The sequence below is a fragment of the Sphingomonas sp. S-NIH.Pt3_0716 genome (genome assembly GCF_003950715.1).
Taxonomy (GTDB): domain Bacteria; phylum Pseudomonadota; class Alphaproteobacteria; order Sphingomonadales; family Sphingomonadaceae; genus Sphingobium; species Sphingobium yanoikuyae_A.
Window position 1 is genome coordinate 1 of record NZ_QLJK01000088.1, and the last position, 2,349, is coordinate 2,349.

A 2,349-nucleotide genomic window follows, 5' to 3' on the forward strand; every position below is an offset into this window, starting at 1 on the left:
TGTCAACGGGCACCGAAGATTCCGCAAAAGTGGGCATCTAAAATTCCCTAGTTTGGCGGGAGGGTTTGTGTCGGTGATCAGCCGTGATGGAGATCGGGCTTTTCCTTTGCTGGCGGGCGGCCGCGCCGCTTTGGCAAGGGCGGCGGGTTGTTGGACGGTGCCATGCGCGCATGCTCGGGCAGCAGGTCGGCGTGCTGTCGCATGCGATAGCTGGAGCCCTCGATCTGGATGACCACAGCGTGGTGAAGAAGGCGGTCGAGCAGCGCGGTGGCCACCACCGGATCGCCAAAGACATCACCCCATTCGGCGAAGCCGCGGTTTGACGTCAGGATCATGGCACCCTTTTCATATCGGGCGTTGACGAGCTGGAAGAAGAGATTGCCGCCGCCGGGCGTGACGGGAAGATACCCGATCTCGTCGACGACGAGCAGGGAGGATCGGCATAGGAAGCGGATCTTCTCGCGCAACGTGCCCTCGCGTTCAGCCTTGGTCAGTGAAGCGATCAGATCGGCGAGCGGGATGAAGTAGACGCTCTTGCCCGCCTTCACGGCCTCGACGGCAAGGGCCGTGGCGATATGGCTTTTCCCGGTACCGGGCGGGCCCAGCAGATGCACCACCTCGGCCCGGTTGATGAAGTCCAGGCCAGCGAGCGCCAGGATGCGGTTCCGGTCGAGCGATGGCTGGAAGGAGAAGTCATATCCGTCCAGCGTCTTGATGATCGGCAGCCTTGCCATGCGCAGGGCTGCCTTGATCCTGCGGTTCTCCCGGAGCGACAGTTCTTCGTTCAGCAATATGTCGATGGCCTCGATGCCATCGATTTTGCCCTGCTCTATGCCGCGCAGGGTGGCGTCGAGCATCTCCAGGGCGCGTGGCATTTTGAGATGGACCAGGCTGCGGCGGATATTATCGACGCGGGATGCGGCACCCCCATGGTTCATGGCCGTTCTCCCCGCGCCAGTTGGCTGCCGATCGCTTGATAGATGGCCAGGGAGCGCACGGTGACATGCTCGCCTACACGACCGATGGCGATTACCTCTTTGCCATGGATACGGCGCTTGGCGCCGCTGCTGCCTGTCCGGTGCGCAGGATCGATCCTGCACTGCCGGCGCCCCTCAAGAACCGGGTGCTCGGCAATGACCTGGCCCAGGTCTACGATCCGGATCTTGTCGGGCAACTGCTGGATTTCGACGACGCGCCGGGTGCGATCGGGAACGCTGTAGTAATTGCCGCCGACCGAGACCATCCCATCGTGGCTGACGCGGCGCTCCAGCTTCAGAACAGCGTCAAAGCGGCCCGCCGGAAGCAGCTGCAACTCAGGCTGCTCGGCGGCAAAGGCTTCAGCAATAATCCGCTGCGTCGTGCCGTGGACACGGACGTTGGCGACGGTATCGAGCCAGTCGATCAGCTGGACATTGAGATCGTCCAGATTGCGGAAGCTCCGGCCCAGGAAGAAGTCCTTGCGGATATAGCTGAATGGCCGCTCGACCTTTCCCTTGGTCTTGGCCCGATAGGGACGGCAGGCGCGCGGCACGAAGCGATAATGCCCGGCCAGAGCCAGCAATGATCGATTGTAGATGATGTGGCCCTGATCATCTTCCCCGGTCACAGCGGTTTTCATGCGATCGTAGAGGATCTCGATCGGGACGCCGCCGAGCGCTTCAAAGGCCTGCATATGACAGCGCAACAGGCTTTGGAGATCCTGATGCATGACGTAGCGCGCAAACAGGAAGCGCGAATGTCCCAGCACCAGGCTGAACAGCCAGACGATCCGGCTGACGCCGGGCTCATCGGTAAATTCGACGACGAACCGGGCAAAGTCGACCTGTGCCTGCACGCCAGGCGGCGTCTCGAACCGAACCTCAAAGGGCTTAGGGCCGTTTTCCGGCCGGATCGCTGCCAGGAACCGCTTTACCGCGGTATAGGCGCCCATATATCCCAGCTCACGGATTTCCCGCGTCAGGCGCGCCGCCGTCAGATCGGGAAAGGCCGTCACTCGCTCACGCAAAAATTCCAGATAGGGTGCCAGTTTGTTCGGTCGACCCAGCATGCGAGGGCCGTAAACCGGGGCCTCGATGCCCCGTTCGATATATTTTCGGATGGTCTTGGGGTCGCGACCAGTGCGTCGGGCAATGGCGGATATCGATACACCCTGCCGATGTAGTTCGAGGATCATCATCAATTCTCCAAGTCGGATCATCGGCCCCGTCTCCGCGTCTGCAAAGGAGATGAGGACAATGTCGGCTCATCTCATTCTGCCGGGGCTAGCCCCGGCAGAATGAGATGAAGGGGCCACCAACTAGGGAATTTTCAAAGCCCACTTTTGCGGAGAATTGCACGACCGATGACAGG

At 61.2% G+C, this 2,349-nt stretch carries 2 protein-coding genes; both read right to left on the reverse strand.

The window, feature by feature from the left end; genetic code table 11:
• Positions 1–77: 77 nt before the first annotated feature.
• Positions 78–938, reverse strand: coding sequence for an IS21-like element helper ATPase IstB (istB, locus tag BRX37_RS26075; protein ID WP_119750084.1), 861 nt, complete (start codon positions 936–938; stop codon positions 78–80).
• Complete coding sequence (istA, locus tag BRX37_RS26080) at positions 935–2,197, reverse strand: IS21 family transposase (RefSeq protein WP_125990332.1); 1,263 nt, start codon at positions 2,195–2,197, stop codon at positions 935–937. The genes istB and istA overlap by 4 nt, the downstream gene beginning before the upstream one ends.
• Positions 2,198–2,349: the final 152 nt, after the last annotated feature.

Excerpts from the sequence above, each read along its gene's own strand:
- istA (WP_125990332.1), bottom strand. The coding sequence starts at position 2,197 with ATGATCCGACTTGGAGAATTGATGATGATCCTCGAACTACATCGGCAG.
- istB (WP_119750084.1), bottom strand. The coding sequence starts at position 938 with ATGAACCATGGGGGTGCCGCATCCCGCGTCGATAATATCCGCCGCAGC.